This is a genomic window from Pseudoalteromonas sp. APC 3224 (assembly GCF_030407535.1).
Lineage (GTDB): Bacteria > Pseudomonadota > Gammaproteobacteria > Enterobacterales > Alteromonadaceae > Pseudoalteromonas.
Genome location: NZ_JASDDF010000005.1, coordinates 101133 through 115042, shown reverse-complemented (window position 1 = coordinate 115042; position 13910 = coordinate 101133). Strand labels below are relative to the sequence as shown.

The window sequence follows — 13910 nt, the reverse complement described above, 5'->3', positions numbered from 1 at the left end:
AATGGGACGAACAAATTGGAGAACCCCAAAATGAAATTTAAAAACTTAGTTGCCGCAATGGGTGTGGCTGTTACAACATTTGTATCTGCACAAGCGGTTGCATTAGAAGACGGTATTCCTGAGTATCAAAAAATTAGCGGTGTATCAGGTAACTTTTCATCAGTAGGGTCTGACACATTAGCCAACATGATGACCTTTTGGGCTGAAGAATATAAGCGTATTTACCCAAATGTAAATATTCAAATTCAAGCGGCAGGTTCGTCTACTGCGCCACCAGCACTAACTGAAGGTACGGCTAACTTAGGTCCAATGAGCCGTGCAATGAAGTCAAAAGAGATTGAAGCATTTGAAAAGCGTCATGGCTACAAACCAACACAAGTGCGAGTAGCAATTGATGCGTTGGCAGTATTTGTACACAAAGATAACCCAATCGAAGGACTACGCATTGACCAAATCGATGCTATTTTCTCATCAACTCGTAAATGTGGTGCATCAGAGCAAGTAAATCGCTGGAGTGATGTTGGTCTAGAAGGTGATTGGGCTGCAAAAGACGTGCAATTATACGGACGTAACTCAGTATCAGGTACTTATGGTTACTTTAAAAAGAAAGCGCTATGTAAAGGTGATTTCCGTAATAACGTGAACGAGCAACCGGGTTCGGCTTCTGTTGTACAGTCAATTTCAGCGTCATTAAATGCGATTGGTTACTCTGGCATTGGTTATAAAACATCGGGTGTGCGTACTGTTCCGTTATCTAAAAAAGGCACTAACTTTGTTGATGCCACGCTTGAAAACGTAGCACAAGGTAAATACCCACTATCACGTTTTTTATATGTTTATGTAAATAAACACCCAAATAAGCCACTTGGGCCAGTTGAAGCTGAGTTCTTAAAGATGGTACTTTCTCAAGACGGTCAAAAAATTGTAGAAAAAGATGGCTATGTACCACTTTCTGCAAAGTTAGTTGAACTAGAGCTTAAAAAGTTAGGCTTGAAATAAGCAGCCAAAGCAAATAATAAAAAACCGCTCATTGAGCGGTTTTTTTTGTTTTACTTAAGATTATTTAGTTTGTTGCTTTACCTAAGTTTTCAGCTTGTACTTTGCATTGATTGTAAGCCTCAATACATTTTGATGAACAAACCTGCGATTTAAGACTATCGGTGGTTGTTTGCTGTTCGCAGCTGGTTTCACATTGATAACTTTGTTGAGCACACTGATTAAGTGCTGGATTACCCGGCTGGCTCTGGCAGCCAGCAATAACTGCAAACGAAAAAGCCACGAGGCTAGTTTTAAAAAAAGTTTTCATGCTTATCCTTAAAATGAGGCCACACCAGTATTAAACTTCAACCTGAATATTGTCGATTAATCTAACACTACCTAAAAAGGCGGCAGCTAAAATTACAAATCGTGTATCTTCGAGTGTAGCAGCTTTTAATGTATCTCGTTGAGCTATCGAAAAATAATCTGGTTTTAGGCCTGCGTTTTCTAATGCGTTCTTTGCTTCACTTTCCAATGTAGCAAAGTCTTTATTACCGCTTTTTATTTGCTGCGCACAATGCTTTAAGGTATTAAATAAAGCAGGAGCGGTTTGTTTTTCATCACTTGATAAGTACCCATTACGCGAGCTCATGGCAAGGCCGCTAACTTCACGCATGGTAGGTACACCAATAATTTCTACTGGTATTGATAAGTCAGTAGCCATGGTTTTAACAACTTGTAGCTGCTGAAAGTCTTTTTCACCAAAACAAGCATAATCAGGCTGTACTAAATTAAATAGCTTAGTAACAACAGTCGCTACGCCTTTAAAGTGGCCTGGGCGTGAACCACCACAATATCCCATTGAAATACCAGGCACATCAACAAAGCTTTGCGCGCCTAAACCATTAGGGTAAATAGTCTCAACACTGGGGATAAACAAAATGTCTGTTTCAAGATCAGCTAACCCTTGCTTATCAGCATCTAGAGTACGCGGATAACTGTCTAAATCTTCGTTAGCACCAAATTGCATTGGGTTAACAAAAATGCTCACGACCACTTTATCGGCCAGTGTTTTAGCTTTTTCTACCAGTGAAAAATGACCACGGTGTAAGTTGCCCATAGTAGGAACAAATGCCACGCTTAAACCGGCTTGGCGCCAGGTTCTAATTTGACTGCGTAATGATTTTATTTCAGTGATTGACTGCATTATTTAAACTCGTGTTCAGCGCTTGGGAATACGCCGCTTTTGACATCGTTACAATACTTTTTAACTGCAGCAGGCATATTGCCTGTTTCGAGTAAAAAGTTTTTTGAAAATTTAGGAATATAACCTGCAGAAATGCCCACCAAGTCGTGCATAACCAAAATTTGACCATCGGTTACATTACCCGCACCAATCCCGATTGTAGGGATGCTCAATGACTCTGTAACGCGTTTTGCTAAGGCACTTGGAATACATTCAAGCACCAGTAGTTGAGCACCTGCGGCTTCTAATGCTTTTGCATCGGCAATAATTTTTTGCGCTTGCGCTTCTTCACGGCCCTGGATTTTAAAACCACCGAATACATGCACAGATTGCGGTGTAAGACCCAAATGGCCACACACTGGAATACCTTGTTGGGTTAGTGATTTAATGCTGTCATGTAGCCATTCACCGCCTTCAAGTTTGACCATATTGGCACCCGCGCGCATCAGTTCTGCAGCATTTTTACACGCATCATTTGGGCTTGCGTAGGTCATAAACGGTAAATCAGCAATAACAAATAAATCACGGCTTCCTGCGCGCACACAGCGAGTATGGTAGGCAATTTCTTGGTTTGTAACCGCTAAGGTATCATCGCCACCTTGTAATACCATACCCAAAGAATCACCAACTAAAACAACATCAACGCCGTTATCATGAAATAACTTAGCAAAACTAGCATCGTAAGCTGTTAACGCAGTGATTTTATTACTTTCAGCCTTCATTTTATTCAAAGTTGAAACGGTTATTTTAGACATAATATTCTCGCAGACAATGGCCTTAATTAATTACCGTGGTAATTGTTGTAAGTCGTTAAGCGGTAGGGTATTTGCTATCTGTTTGATAGATGCGCCGCTAGGTAAAATCAGTTCCGGTGCAATTTCTTGCAGTGGGTAAACAACAAATTCTCGCTCAGTTAATCCGTAATGAGGCACGGTTAAACGATCGGTATTTAAAATGTGTTCACCAAATAATAAAATATCAATATCCAATGTGCGTGCGCCCCAGCGCTCAGCCTTTCTGACTCGCCCATGTTCCAGTTCTATGGCTTGGGTTAAATCGAGTAGTTGCTCTGGCTCAAGTGAAGTGTTGATACAGGCGACTGCATTCACATAATCAGGTTGATCTTGTGGTCCCATAGGCTTGCTCGCATAATAATGCGAGCAGGCTATAAGTTCGCTGTTTGGCAAGCTTTTAAGTGCAATAACAGCGTTATCAAGTTGTTTTTTAGGGCTGTTAAGGTTTGCACCTAACCCCAAATAGACACGTAACATTATTTACTCAGCTGGCTTTTTAGTAGTACGACGACGAGGTCGCTTGCGTGGCTTTGGGCCACCTTGATGACCAAGCTCTCGTACCATTTCTTTTTGGCCATTAATATCTTGACCTAAGTACTGTGTCCACCACTGTGCCAGCTCTGTATGCTCAGTTTCACCAGCATCAACACGCAATAGTAAAAAATCATAAGCGGCTTTAAAACGCGGCTGCTGTGTTAAACGATAGGCACGCTGGCCAGCACGTTTATCTAAGCGTTGTTGAATATGCCAAATATCACGAGCACCTAACGTAAAGCGTTTTGGTACGGCAATATGTTGGGCATTCTCACTAAGTACTTTATTAATTGCTTGAGCAAATGCATCGTATTCTGATAGTTGCTCTTGGCGTCTAATTTTTTCAGTACGCTCAATCAGCGGGAACCACAGTAATGCTGCAAATACGAATGCAGGAGTGACTTTTTTATCTGCATTAATACGGATATCAGTGTTGGCAAACATTTGCTTTATGAAGGTTTCTTCAAGTCCGCCAGGGTTTTTATTTAAAATACGGTCTAGCTCAGGAAATAACGACTTAAATAAACCGTACTGACGCAGCATTATAAAGTTTTGCTGTGCTTTGCCGTTTAAAAATAGCTTGAGTATTTCTTCAAATAAACGCGCTGGCGGAATATTATCAAGCAAGCTCGCTAATTCGGTAATCGGCTTTTCGCTTGCTGGCGCTATTTGCATATCTAACTTGGTGGCAAAGCGCACTGCGCGAAGCATACGTACCGGATCTTCACGGTAGCGTGTTTCAGGATCGCCAATTAATTCTATTTGTTTTGCTTTGATAGCGGCTAAGCCATTTGCGTAATCGTAAACACAAAAATCATTAATCGAGTAGTATAAAGCGTTGATTGAAAAATCACGGCGTTCTGCATCTTCTTCAATGCTACCAAATACGTTATCGCGAAGAAGTTGCCCATGTTCACTTGACTGGCTAATTTGATTTTTATCTTCTTGTGCTTCGTGATGGCCGCGCATTGTGGCCACTTCAATAATCTCACGGCCAAAAACAATGTGCGCCAAACGAAAGCGGCGACCAATTAAGCGACAGTTACGAAACAGTTTTTTTACTTGCTCAGGGGTAGCATTGGTTACAACATCAAAATCTTTAGGTTGTTGGCCTAACAATACATCGCGAATGCAACCACCAACTAAGTAAGCATCATAGCCACCATCTTTTAGGCGGTAGAGTACTTTGATTGCATTTGGGCTAAATTGTTTGCGAGAAATACCATGCTCACCTCTAGGGATCACTAACGGCTCACTGCTGATTGCGACATTTTCGTTATTGGCACTTGGGCCGATAATTTGTCGACAAAATTGAAAAAGCTTGGAAATAATAGTCTGTCTCCTAGAGAAGCGGTTGATTTGCTCGCCATTGCAATCAAAATCACAGCAAGTATTCGCTTAAAGCGTGATTCTTACCGTTTAATGTAATTAGCATATATTTAGGCGGCTATCATATACCAGCAAGGTAAAAAAATTAAGTTGCAGCACTGAAATTAAGCCATTTTTAACGATTTTATTTGAATTAATCACACGTAATACGTAATGGGAGGTTAAATCTGTATTTCGCGCTTAGCAGGAACAAGGCTTAAGTTAAAATGCGCCACGCCCCAAGCGAGTAATTGTTCTGTGTTTAAATCCATTAGTTGCGCATGTATTGGCAAGCCTAAAAATTCGAATACAGCTATTAAAGTGGGCTTTGGATTTTGTTTGCAAATTGCAGGGGCGTAATTTTGCTTAGACAGTTTAAACCCTGGTTTTGCTACAGCCAAAGGCAAATGAGCAAACTCTGGAATAGGGCAATTTAGCTGTTTAAATAAGCTAATTTGACGCGCAGTCGGTTCAATTAAATCAGCGCCTCGCACAATACGATTAATCCCCTGCTCAATGTCATCAATAACCACCACCAGTTGATAGGCAAATAAACCATCGCTGCGTTTGATTATGTAATCTTCATGAGCGAGAGCTGGGTCCACGTCAATATGCCCTTGAATAAGGTCTTTATAATCAATGGTTGCATAGCATTGAGTTAAACGTAGGGCATGACCTTGTTCACTTAGTTGGCTGTGTTTACATTGCCCTTGATAAATGCCGCCGAGGGCTTTTATTTGCTTACGAGAGCACTGGCAGGCATAAACAAGCTGTTGTTGTGACAGAGCGTGAACGGCATCTTGATAAATAGTAAGACGCTGTGTTTGGTACACAACGTTTTCATCCCAATTGAGGTTATAGGCGTCTAAGGTATTTAGGATATCGGTGGCGGCGCCTTTTACAACGCGAGTGGTGTCTATATCTTCAATGCGAACTAACCACTTTCCTTGGTTCGCTTTTGCATCTAGGTAGCTACCTACAGCCGCCACAAGTGAGCCAAAATGTAACGGTCCGGAAGGGGACGGTGCAAATCGGCCGCGATAGTTAGATACTTGCGCAGTAACGGCTGTAGAAGACATGGCTATAATTAATTAGCCGCGTCCAGATTGCTTTTCTTTAATTTCAGCAAGTGTTTTACAATCTACACATAAATCAGCAGTAGGGCGCGCTTCTAAGCGGCGAATGCCAATTTCAATACCACAAGATTCACAAAAGCCAAATTCGTCTTCTTTAATTAATATAATTGTTTTTTCAATTTTTTTAATTAATTTGCGCTCGCGGTCACGCGTTCGAAGCTCTAATGAGAACTCTTCTTCTTGTGCTGCGCGGTCAACGGGATCAGGAAAGTTAGCTGCTTCATCTTGCATGTGTGATTTGGTACGATCAACTTCGTTACGTAAATCATTACGCCAAGTTTCTAAAATTGTTTTAAAATGAGCACGTTGTGCATCATTCATGTACTCTTCACCCGGTTTTTCTTGGTATGGTTCTAAACCGGCTTGAGCCAATAAACCATGTCTTTTTTGGTCTGGCATAACTCTCTCCTAAATCCTTAATTTAATGCCTCAGCATTAGCCGGCGGTATAAATAACAGAAACTCATACCCTAGGCAAATTTATTTTTAAATAATCGAATTAGCTTAACCCTGTTTGGTGATATAAAAGTAGTAAAAGTATTGTATATACTTTTTATCACAGTATTGGTTTATAAACTGGCGTAGTTATATGGGCAATAACAATAAAAACAACTTATTTTTACTTTTTGGTTAAGTATTTTTTGGGCGTGGCGAAATACCAACGCTTAAATGCGCGCTTTTCACTCAACAAATGCTACTTTCTCAACCAAAGTTACTTCACTAGCAGAAATATGGGCTTTATAAGCTAATATTTCTACGCCTTGCTCAATCGCTTCGCTTAGTAATTGTGCATAGGTTGAATCTATATGTGCCGCCGCACTCACTTGTGTGATCCCTTGATGTAGCACCGAAAATAGTAATACCGCACGATGCCCTTGTTTTACCATTTCGATTAATTCACGAATATGCTTTTGCCCACGAACTGTTTGCGCATCTGGGAAGTAACCTTGGCCGCTTTGTGGATGCTCTTCACTCAGCAGCGTGACTGATTTAACTTCAACATAGCAATTGGCTTTACTGCTGTGGGTAAGTAAAAAGTCGATGCGGCTGTTTTCACTGCCATACTTCACTTCACTTTGGACTTGTTGATAGCCTGTCAGCTCTTTAATCACTTCAGCGTTAATCGCTTCTTCTACTACTTTATTAGCAACGGCTGTATTTACACAAATAAGCTGTGATAAGTTATTTTGCGTCAGCTCTAATGACTGTGGGTACTTTCGTTTGGTGTTACTGCTGGTGGAATAAAAGGCATTAAAACCAGAGTCTGCACAGCCCGTCATTTTCCCCGTATTAGCACAGTGAGCGGTAAAAGTGCTGCCATCACTGAGCTCTAAATCAGCTAAAAAGCGTTTGTAACGTTTTAATAACGTAGCAGATTGTAATGGCGGGGTGTATTTCATTAATGACTTCCTTATATAACCAGAGTTCAGGTTAAGTAAAATAAGACTTTGCGGTCTATTTGAGGTTATTTACCGCAAGCTGTTGGGAACTTAGGCGCGCTATAGTAAACTCAACCATACATTTAAGTGCAAGGATATTCTAACATGAGTGAAAAATTTGTTGTTCAATTAAGCGAGCAATCGGCACCAGGACACTGGGGCGAAAGTGCGTCACTATCTTTTAACGAACACGGCGCAACGGTTCATTTATCTGAGCAAGAAACATTAAAAAACGTGCAAAAAGCGGGTCGTACTATTGCAAGCCAAGGCATTAAAAGTGTTGTGCTTGAAGGCGATGTTTGGTGTACAGAGAGCCAGTGGGCATTTTACCAAGGCTTTGTATCACCAAAAGTACTGCACGGTGTTGAGTTTGTTGATAATGCACAATCTGATTTAAAAGAACTTGCTGATTTAAAAGCTTCAGCAACGTGGGCACGTGAAATGGTTAACGGCACCGCCGATGACATTTACCCAGAGAGCCTAGCAGAAAAAGCGGCTGAATTTATTCAATCACTGGCACCAGAACATGTTAGCTACCAAATAATAAAAGGCGATGCGCTATTAGAGCAGCAATGGATTGGTATTCATGCTGTAGGTCGTGGTAGTGAACGCCCACCTGTATTACTTGAGCTTGATTACAACCCAACTGGCGATGATAACGCACCAGTAAGCGCAGCACTTGTAGGTAAAGGTATTACATTTGACTCAGGCGGTTACTCAATTAAATCTAGCGAAGGCATGTTAGGCATGAAGTGCGACATGGGCGGAGCTGCAACGGTAACTGCAGGTTTAGCGCTGGCCATTAATCGTGGTGTAGAAAAGCGCATTAAGCTGTTTTTATGTTGTGCAGAGAACTTAATTTCCGGTCATGCATACAAACTAGGTGACATTCTTACCTACAAAAATGGCACAAGCGTTGAAATTGTAAACACAGATGCTGAAGGCCGTTTAGTATTAGCTGATGGCCTAATGGCGGCAGGTGAGACGGGTGCACCACTTATTATTGACGCAGCAACATTAACGGGCGCAGCCCTTGTTGCCGTTGGTCAAGAATACAACGCGTTATTTGCCCTTGATAAAGAGCTAGTACGTGAAGTAGAAGGCTTTGCATCACAAGAAATGGAAGCCGCATGGCCATTACCGCTTGAAAAGTGGCATCAACAAAACTGCCCATCACCGTATGCCGATACAGCAAACAGCCGTGCACAAAAAGGCGGTGGCTATGGTGGTGCTTCAAATGCAGCAGGTTTCTTATCTCGCTTTGTGCCAAACGATGGTAAAGGTTGGGTACATATTGATTTAGCGGCAGCATTTAATATGGGTGGTGGTACTAGCCAGTGGGCTTCAGGTGCAACTACACAAGGTATGCGTACAGTAGCGCGCACCTTGCTTGAAAAAGCATAATCAACTCAGACTAAGCAATTAGTTAAAAAATAGGTGCCTAAGGGTGCCTATTTTTTTATCCGCCATACAAGCAATTTTGTTTTATTTACGGTAAAATCCTTCGCCAATACGTGTTTGGGCATCTATTTCATTTAAACCTCGCTCAAATATTATACATACCACTGGGATCCTTACTATGTCAGAAAAGTGCTATATCACGGCTCAACAATTACTTGAAGATTCATTCCGCGTAGCGGCACAAGTGTATAAAGATGGCTTTCGTCCAGATTTTATTATTGGTATATGGCGCGGTGGTGCTCCAATCGGGATTGCAGTTCAAGAATATTATGACTACAAAGGCATAGAAACCGATCATATTGCGGTGCGTACGTCGTCTTATTACGGTATTGGTAAGCAATCAAAAGAAATAAAAGTACATGGTTTACACTACATAGTTGAAAACGCGAATGCGGGTGATTCATTACTGATTGTGGATGATGTATTTGACTCAGGTCGAAGCATCGTGGCGCTAAAAGAGAAGCTCTCTGAGCTAATGCGTTTAAACTTACCGAGTGATATTCGTATTGCTTGTCCATACTACAAGCCAAAAAACTCAAAAGTAGATACAGTGCCAGATTACTACATTCATGAATCTGAAGAATGGTTAGTATTCCCGCATGAATTATCAGGGTTAACGCCGGATGAAATTATTGAAGGTAAATCTGATTTAGCTAAAATCCACGATATTTTACTTGAAAAATAAACGTGACTTTGCTCAATAAAAAAGGCCTTAATGGCCTTTTTTATTGTCTTTAAAGTTGTGCAAAGCTATCTACATATTCACTGAGTTTAGGAATATCGACAGCTTGCAGCCCTTGGGTGCTTCGTTGCACTAGATTTTTCTCTACCAACTCACTCACTACCCGTCGGTATGCACGTTCAGTGGTTGCAAAGCGCTCAGCTTCTGCATTTACCGTAGGATAGGCGCGCAATAAAGTAGGGTTGTTATTTTCTGCACGTAATAAGCAGTCTTTAGCAATGTTGTAGCTTAAGGGAAGCAACAGTTTATCTAAGTTAATCTTTTGATTTTCTTGGAACTTAGCAGCAATTGTTTGCGCCGTGTATAGGCTCAATTCTGGTTTATCGAGCAATAATGAACGCCAATGCTTTAGCTCAATAAGATTGTACGTAACATCACTGAAGCAGGTTACCGTATAAATACACGGGTTATTATTCAGTGCTTCAATTTCACCAATTAAAGTGTTGTTGCAGTCGAGTTGACCAAGCAGCAGGCGTCGACCATTCCCCACATCGTAACTAAACGATACAGTACCACTTCGCACCAATACCAACTTAGTGAGTGGTTGGTCTTGCTGTATTAATATTTCTTTTTTTGATTGCTGATAACTACTGCCGGCAAATGTCAGCAGCTGTTCAACAAGGTAACTGGAAAAATGGTATTGAAACATCAATCATGCTCTTCGGACAATTGTCCTATTTATTACACCTTAATGACGATAGCATTAAGATTAAGAATTTACGCTAACTTACCCACGCCGTTATTTAATGGCGTTAAATGGCCTTCATTCTACCGTGTAATGATTAAAAAATTGTGGGTAAAACCAGCATATTTTAAGGTTTTATTGGTAAGTTAGCTTTTTTATTTAAACTGCTACGTAGCAGTTTTTAATAATGTACTAAAATTTAGCTGGTAATATTAACCTAAAGCCTAGGAGAGAACAATTGAGTTGGGAATATTTAGGTTATTTAGCATCTGCATTATTAGTTATATCCTTGACCATGACCGATGTGACCAAACTACGTTGGTTTAATTTACTTGGCTGTATTGCGTTTACTTTTTACGGTGCAGCAATCGGTTCTGTGCCGGTGGCATTTGCTAACGGCTTGTTAGCTCTAGTCAATATTTATCACATTATTAAGTTATATCGTCAGTCTAAGGCTGATACAAAAAAGGGTTAACTTTTAAGTTAACCCTTTTTTGTTTTTACTCAGACTTTGCTGAATCTTTTTGGTAGCGTAATTTACCGGCAATCCACGTTTGCAGCACCTGAGTTTTGTAAAGCTGCTCAATAGGCACTTTAAAGTAGTCTTGATCAATCAGTATAAAATCAGCCCATTTACCTTGCTCCAAACTACCTACTTTAAATTCTTGATGCGCTGCATACGCGCCGCCAAGGGTAAAGGCACGCAATGCATCTTCCCTGCTCAAAACTTCACTGGCGCGCCAACCGTTTTCAGGCAGTTGATTATGATCCATGCGCGTTATCGCAGAATATAAACCATCAAACGGGTTCGCCAGTTCGACAGGGTAATCAGATCCCGCCGCAATCGTTGAACCTTGGTCTAAAAATGTTTGCCAAGCATAAGCGCCTTGTAGTTGCTTGTCGGTTAAACGCTGCTCAGCCATATGCATGTCTGATGTGGCATGCACAGGTTGCATAGATGGAATTATTTTCAGGGTTTTAAAGCGCGGGATATCCTCTGGCGAGACTATTTGTGCATGCTCCATACGATTGCGCAGTAGTATGCCACCGGTTTGTTTAAATACATTTTGATAAGCATCTAGCACAATTTTATTTGCTCTATCGCCAATTGCATGCGTGTTAGCGCTAAAACCATTTTTAAAGGTCAGGGTAAATAGTTCCTCTAGCTTTTGTTGGGTTTCAAGCATAAGGCCAAAATGGTTGGCTCTATCAGCGTACTCTTCAATAAGCGCAGCACCACGTGACCCTAATGCGCCATCAGCATAAATTTTTACACTGCGGATAGATAAAAAGTCCTGTGCATCTTGATAACGACCCGCTTTAAGCATAGCGCTTAAGTCGGGGCTTGCTGCACTTAACATCGCTACAATTCTAAGCGGTAATGTGCCTAACTCGGCGCGTTGTTTGTAAACTTGCCATGTGGTTTTATCAATACCTGCATCATGAGTTGAGGTAATGCCTAGGCTCAGTAAGTGTTTACCTGCGGCATCTAATGCATTACTGACCGATTGTGCAGACGTTGCAGGCATATGTTGAGTAACCAAGGTTTCTGCTTTATCGATAAAAATGCCGGTGGGCTTATCAAACTCATCTTTTATAATTTCTCCGCCAGCTGGGGCTGATGTGTCAGCGTTAATATTGGCAAGTTCTAATGCTTTTGAGTTAACCCAAATGGCATGACCATCTACTCGCGATAAAATAACAGGGCGATCGTTAACTGCTTTGTCTAAGTCAGCGGCCGAAGGAAAGCGAGTATTTGACCATAGTTCTTGATTCCAGCCTCGACCAATGATCCAACCTTCTTTATCTTTGGAAAATTCCTTGAGTTTAGCGGTTACTTCATCTACCGACTTTGCACCGCGCACATCAAGTTGCGACAAATTATTACCTAGCCCGATGACATGTCCATGCGCATCAATGAGCCCTGGGAGTAGAGTTTTTCCTTTCGCGTCAATTAGGGTTGCACCAGGAAAGCTATTTTTTAAGCTGTCTGGACCTGTTTTAACTACTTTGCCATCTTTTATAACTAAGGTTGTAAATGTGTTTACTTCGCCATGGCGCATTTTTCCTTTATACAAAGGTGAGTAGCCATTAGCATTATAAATGACTTGAGTTTGTGCTATTGCCACGCTAGTGACGGCACAAAGGCTTGCTAGTAATATCGGTTTTATTATTTTTATCAGTTGCATAAGACGCACATTGTTATTATTTGAACTATCACAGTAGCAAACTCAAATTTAGAATACCAATAGCATAATTTATTAAGCGTCGTATAAGTCAGCTTTTAGCTAAAGCAAGCAACAAGTTAAGGGGGAAATAGGATGTGTTAACAATGGGAGTTAAACCTTCTCAAGCTTGATATTGTTAACCAAGCTTTGTTTGAGGAGGCAATTTATTTACTGGCGTACAAACTGTATTCGCTTAATGATAATTGTGTGTCTTTGTCACGGTCATAACTGCCAAAGCGTGACCATAAAGCAGGATCACTGGCGGCTTCAGAGCGAGTCAAAAAGCCATCCTGATTGCGGTCAAGTTTTTCAAATTTTTCAGCAATATAACTGCTTGTTGCAAAACTCATACAGCTAAAAACAGTCAGTGTTAGTAAAATAATATTTTGAAAATGCTTCATATAAATGCTCAGAGCAGGTTAGTGGTTAAGTAGTTTTTAAACTCAGCTAAAGAAATTCTGTTGTCTTGATTTTCATCCCAATTTGAAAATGAGTTTAATAGCTGAGGCTGAGCAGCAAGCTCGCTGTGGGTTAAATATCCATCATTATTTTTGTCCAAATGGTCAAAGCGTTGCTTTACATCAAGTGCCAATGCACTTTGGCTGATAAAAAGTAAAGCACCAATAAAGGGAAGCAGTATTCTCATAGTTGGCGTTCCAAGGTGTATTTAAATTGCTGCAGTATTGAAAGAAAGCACTTGCCATAATTTAACTCCCAACATTAAATCCGTTTACACACTCCCTCAGGGATTATGGCAAATGCTTTTAATTCTATATTACAAAACGAAACTTGAATCTAAGCTTAAAGTTTAAAGTTATCGAACTCTTTTTTAGAAATCATCTCGTTATTGTCTTTGTCTAAATCAGTAAATTGCTTGAGTAGCTGTTTATCTTGTTTAGCCTCTGTAAGCGATATTTGGCCATCCATATTCTTATCTAAATGCATAAAACGTACATTTAACGACGATGCCAATGCCGTCGCGCTAATAGCCAAAAATAGTAGTGAAAAAGCACCAATTAATTGTTTCATAAATATACTCCTTTATTTTACAAACTGTTTAAATTCATCGAACGATAATTGTCCGTCTTCATTTTTATCTATTTGTGCAAAATTCTCATGCAGTAATGCATCTTCACCAGCTTCCGCTTCACTTAATGTGCCGTTGCTGTCCTTATCTAGGCTGTAAAATGCTGTGTTCACATCAAGAGCAAATGAATGGATACTTGTGAAACATAACGCTATTAATACAGTCGATTTTAAATAACCTTTAGTCATTCCTTGGCCTTTAAAAATTAATATT

18 protein-coding genes are annotated in these 13910 nt (G+C 40.5%); 4 read left to right on the top strand and 14 right to left on the bottom strand.

Annotation, left to right across the window (positions count from 1 at the left end):
* Nucleotides 1–30: 30 nt before the first annotated feature.
* Entirely contained in the window at nucleotides 31–999 is a 969-nt protein-coding gene (locus tag QL989_RS04040) for a phosphate ABC transporter substrate-binding protein PstS family protein (RefSeq protein WP_010387635.1), read from the top strand.
* A 64-nt stretch (nucleotides 1000–1063) separates the two neighbouring features.
* On the opposite strand, the gene QL989_RS04035 is transcribed toward QL989_RS04040, so the two are convergent.
* The 8 genes from QL989_RS04035 to sfsA all read right to left on the bottom strand — a co-directional run bounded on the left by QL989_RS04035 (nucleotide 1064) and on the right by sfsA (nucleotide 7455).
* Entirely contained in the window at nucleotides 1064–1306 is a 243-nt protein-coding gene (locus QL989_RS04035) for a hypothetical protein (RefSeq protein ID WP_138609178.1), read from the bottom strand.
* A 30-nt stretch (nucleotides 1307–1336) separates the two neighbouring features.
* Nucleotides 1337–2185 carry a pantoate--beta-alanine ligase gene (panC, locus tag QL989_RS04030; RefSeq protein ID WP_138609176.1) on the bottom strand — a complete coding sequence of 283 codons (849 nt, stop codon included), beginning with the start codon at nucleotides 2183–2185 and terminating at the stop codon, nucleotides 1337–1339.
* On the bottom strand, nucleotides 2185–2979 hold the full coding sequence (gene panB, locus QL989_RS04025; RefSeq protein WP_290168436.1) for a 3-methyl-2-oxobutanoate hydroxymethyltransferase: 795 nt from the start codon (nucleotides 2977–2979) through the stop codon (nucleotides 2185–2187). The genes panC and panB overlap by 1 nt, the downstream gene beginning before the upstream one ends.
* Nucleotides 2980–3009: 30 nt before the next feature.
* Nucleotides 3010–3495 (bottom strand): 2-amino-4-hydroxy-6-hydroxymethyldihydropteridine diphosphokinase, encoded by a 486-nt coding sequence (gene folK / locus QL989_RS04020; protein ID WP_178956513.1) that lies wholly within the window; start codon nucleotides 3493–3495, stop codon nucleotides 3010–3012.
* 3 nt (nucleotides 3496–3498) lie between these two features.
* Nucleotides 3499–4797 carry a polynucleotide adenylyltransferase PcnB gene (gene pcnB / locus QL989_RS04015; RefSeq protein ID WP_178956512.1) on the bottom strand — a complete coding sequence of 433 codons (1299 nt, stop codon included), beginning with the start codon at nucleotides 4795–4797 and terminating at the stop codon, nucleotides 3499–3501.
* Nucleotides 4798–5102: 305 nt separating this feature from the next.
* Complete coding sequence (gluQRS, locus tag QL989_RS04010) at nucleotides 5103–5999, bottom strand: tRNA glutamyl-Q(34) synthetase GluQRS (RefSeq protein WP_290168431.1); 897 nt, start codon at nucleotides 5997–5999, stop codon at nucleotides 5103–5105.
* A 12-nt stretch (nucleotides 6000–6011) separates the two neighbouring features.
* Entirely contained in the window at nucleotides 6012–6455 is a 444-nt protein-coding gene (gene dksA, locus QL989_RS04005; RefSeq protein WP_008111170.1) for an RNA polymerase-binding protein DksA, read from the bottom strand.
* A 280-nt stretch (nucleotides 6456–6735) separates the two neighbouring features.
* Entirely contained in the window at nucleotides 6736–7455 is a 720-nt protein-coding gene (sfsA, locus tag QL989_RS04000) for a DNA/RNA nuclease SfsA (RefSeq protein ID WP_178956511.1), read from the bottom strand.
* 144 nt (nucleotides 7456–7599) lie between these two features.
* Here sfsA and pepB point away from each other — a divergent pair, with 144 nt between their 5' ends.
* Entirely contained in the window at nucleotides 7600–8898 is a 1299-nt protein-coding gene (gene pepB / locus QL989_RS03995) for an aminopeptidase PepB (RefSeq protein WP_290168426.1), read from the top strand.
* 175 nt (nucleotides 8899–9073) lie between these two features.
* A complete protein-coding gene (locus QL989_RS03990; RefSeq protein WP_010387648.1) occupies nucleotides 9074–9640 on the top strand; it encodes a phosphoribosyltransferase family protein in 567 nt (188 codons plus the stop codon).
* 49 nt (nucleotides 9641–9689) lie between these two features.
* Here the strand turns inward: QL989_RS03990 and QL989_RS03985 are convergent, their stop codons facing one another.
* A complete protein-coding gene (locus QL989_RS03985) occupies nucleotides 9690–10346 on the bottom strand; it encodes a cyclic nucleotide-binding domain-containing protein (protein ID WP_076918373.1) in 657 nt (218 codons plus the stop codon).
* Nucleotides 10347–10620: 274 nt separating this feature from the next.
* Here QL989_RS03985 and QL989_RS03980 point away from each other — a divergent pair, with 274 nt between their 5' ends.
* Nucleotides 10621–10857, top strand: coding sequence for a YgjV family protein (locus QL989_RS03980; protein ID WP_138609166.1), 237 nt, complete (start codon nucleotides 10621–10623; stop codon nucleotides 10855–10857).
* Nucleotides 10858–10882: 25 nt separating this feature from the next.
* On the opposite strand, the gene QL989_RS03975 is transcribed toward QL989_RS03980, so the two are convergent.
* The 5 genes from QL989_RS03975 to QL989_RS03955 form a co-directional block, all read right to left on the bottom strand.
* On the bottom strand, nucleotides 10883–12571 hold the full coding sequence (locus QL989_RS03975) for an amidohydrolase (protein ID WP_290168422.1): 1689 nt from the start codon (nucleotides 12569–12571) through the stop codon (nucleotides 10883–10885).
* A gap of 203 nt (nucleotides 12572–12774) precedes the next feature.
* Nucleotides 12775–13011 carry an EF-hand domain-containing protein gene (locus QL989_RS03970; protein ID WP_138609162.1) on the bottom strand — a complete coding sequence of 79 codons (237 nt, stop codon included), beginning with the start codon at nucleotides 13009–13011 and terminating at the stop codon, nucleotides 12775–12777.
* A gap of 8 nt (nucleotides 13012–13019) precedes the next feature.
* A complete protein-coding gene (locus QL989_RS03965) occupies nucleotides 13020–13256 on the bottom strand; it encodes an EF-hand domain-containing protein (RefSeq protein ID WP_290168420.1) in 237 nt (78 codons plus the stop codon).
* 155 nt (nucleotides 13257–13411) lie between these two features.
* The gene (locus tag QL989_RS03960; protein ID WP_076918368.1) at nucleotides 13412–13639 is read right to left on the bottom strand and encodes a hypothetical protein; all 228 of its coding nucleotides are present in this window, start codon (nucleotides 13637–13639) and stop codon (nucleotides 13412–13414) included.
* A gap of 12 nt (nucleotides 13640–13651) precedes the next feature.
* Nucleotides 13652–13885, bottom strand: a complete 234-nt coding sequence (locus tag QL989_RS03955) for an EF-hand domain-containing protein (RefSeq protein ID WP_138609158.1) — start codon at nucleotides 13883–13885, stop codon at nucleotides 13652–13654.
* Between the last annotated feature and the right edge of the window lie 25 nt (nucleotides 13886–13910).

Bases quoted from the DNA above. Each gene is read 5' to 3' on its own strand.
- QL989_RS04040 (WP_010387635.1), top strand. From the start codon at position 31: ATGAAATTTAAAAACTTAGTTGCCGCAATGGGTGTGGCTGTTACAACA.
- QL989_RS04035 (WP_138609178.1), bottom strand. From the start codon at position 1,306: ATGAAAACTTTTTTTAAAACTAGCCTCGTGGCTTTTTCGTTTGCAGTT.
- panC (WP_138609176.1), bottom strand. From the start codon at position 2,185: ATGCAGTCAATCACTGAAATAAAATCATTACGCAGTCAAATTAGAACC.
- panB (WP_290168436.1), bottom strand. From the start codon at position 2,979: ATGTCTAAAATAACCGTTTCAACTTTGAATAAAATGAAGGCTGAAAGT.
- folK (WP_178956513.1), bottom strand. From the start codon at position 3,495: ATGTTACGTGTCTATTTGGGGTTAGGTGCAAACCTTAACAGCCCTAAA.
- gluQRS (WP_290168431.1), bottom strand. From the start codon at position 5,999: ATGTCTTCTACAGCCGTTACTGCGCAAGTATCTAACTATCGCGGCCGA.
- dksA (WP_008111170.1), bottom strand. From the start codon at position 6,455: ATGCCAGACCAAAAAAGACATGGTTTATTGGCTCAAGCCGGTTTAGAA.
- sfsA (WP_178956511.1), bottom strand. From the start codon at position 7,455: ATGAAATACACCCCGCCATTACAATCTGCTACGTTATTAAAACGTTAC.
- pepB (WP_290168426.1), top strand. From the start codon at position 7,600: ATGAGTGAAAAATTTGTTGTTCAATTAAGCGAGCAATCGGCACCAGGA.
- QL989_RS03990 (WP_010387648.1), top strand. From the start codon at position 9,074: ATGTCAGAAAAGTGCTATATCACGGCTCAACAATTACTTGAAGATTCA.
- QL989_RS03985 (WP_076918373.1), bottom strand. From the start codon at position 10,346: ATGTTTCAATACCATTTTTCCAGTTACCTTGTTGAACAGCTGCTGACA.
- QL989_RS03975 (WP_290168422.1), bottom strand. From the start codon at position 12,571: ATGCAACTGATAAAAATAATAAAACCGATATTACTAGCAAGCCTTTGT.
- QL989_RS03970 (WP_138609162.1), bottom strand. From the start codon at position 13,011: ATGAAGCATTTTCAAAATATTATTTTACTAACACTGACTGTTTTTAGC.
- QL989_RS03965 (WP_290168420.1), bottom strand. From the start codon at position 13,256: ATGAGAATACTGCTTCCCTTTATTGGTGCTTTACTTTTTATCAGCCAA.
- QL989_RS03960 (WP_076918368.1), bottom strand. From the start codon at position 13,639: ATGAAACAATTAATTGGTGCTTTTTCACTACTATTTTTGGCTATTAGC.
- QL989_RS03955 (WP_138609158.1), bottom strand. From the start codon at position 13,885: ATGACTAAAGGTTATTTAAAATCGACTGTATTAATAGCGTTATGTTTC.